Annotated in this window: 1 protein-coding gene; it reads right to left on the reverse strand. The window is 52.3% G+C overall.

Translation table 11 applies throughout. The annotated features are described in order from the left end of the window. Nucleotides 1-424: 424 nt before the first annotated feature. Nucleotides 425-839: DUF3085 domain-containing protein (locus B7449_RS17795; RefSeq protein ID WP_048883978.1), on the reverse strand; the 415-nt coding region annotated here is incomplete at its 5' end.

The following is an 839-nucleotide window of genomic DNA, read 5'->3' on the forward strand; positions in this document are numbered from 1 at the left end:
AAAGCCTACGCCTCTCACATCAAAACACAACTGTAGTGCTAGATACCGAAAGCGCTTCAAAGATGATCCTGCGATTTTGCGCTGAAGCTTCATTGCATGCTCTTTCATGGCGAAGTAACCGCTCTGCATGCTCCGCAAAGCTTCGTTCGAAGTTCTCAGTCATGGCGAGTTCCCTCGGTTGCTCAGGCACGGGCACATACCCGCACTTGTTATCGGAAATGAAGCGGGCCGGACGTTGAAAACCATGTCGTAAGCAGAACAATGACAGGGAATGCCTTACTATAGGCTTGTTAAGTATGGCGTTTCCGATCATATTTACCATGATTTATATTATTTTTTACGCCCAGACATCGCCCGTTACCTGCATTTTTTCTTACGTTAATAAATAATAGTCCTCGCGATATCCGCCATATGCTTGTTCGCGTCAGGGTGTTTTCGGGGATGCCAGATAGGGGCAACTGATCTGCGCAGGCGTGACATCAATCCACAAACGACTGCCTGCAGTCGCCTCCAGCGCCTTGCGGATGGTGTCGGCAGAAAGAAATTCCGCGCCATCGTCGCCGCCAAATGACGCGCGTTTGACATCGTACCAGTCGTCAGGACATGTGCGCGGGTCCGCTTCGACGGCATAGGCGACAAGGTTCCCCTGACCCTCAGCGTCACTGAAGTCCGGATAACCATTCGACATCAGGTACACCCCATGATCGTCGACCAGCATGAGGCCTGCCGGTATTTTGGTACGATCGACATCCGCACCGGTCGGATGGCGTGACGACACGCCAGCCTTGAAAAAGGCCGGGTCAACAAGCTGATCATAGGTAGGGGAATGTTCGCTCGCG

Origin of the sequence: Komagataeibacter intermedius TF2 (assembly GCF_000964425.1) — a bacterium.
GTDB classification, from domain to species: Bacteria; Pseudomonadota; Alphaproteobacteria; order Acetobacterales; family Acetobacteraceae; genus Komagataeibacter; species Komagataeibacter intermedius.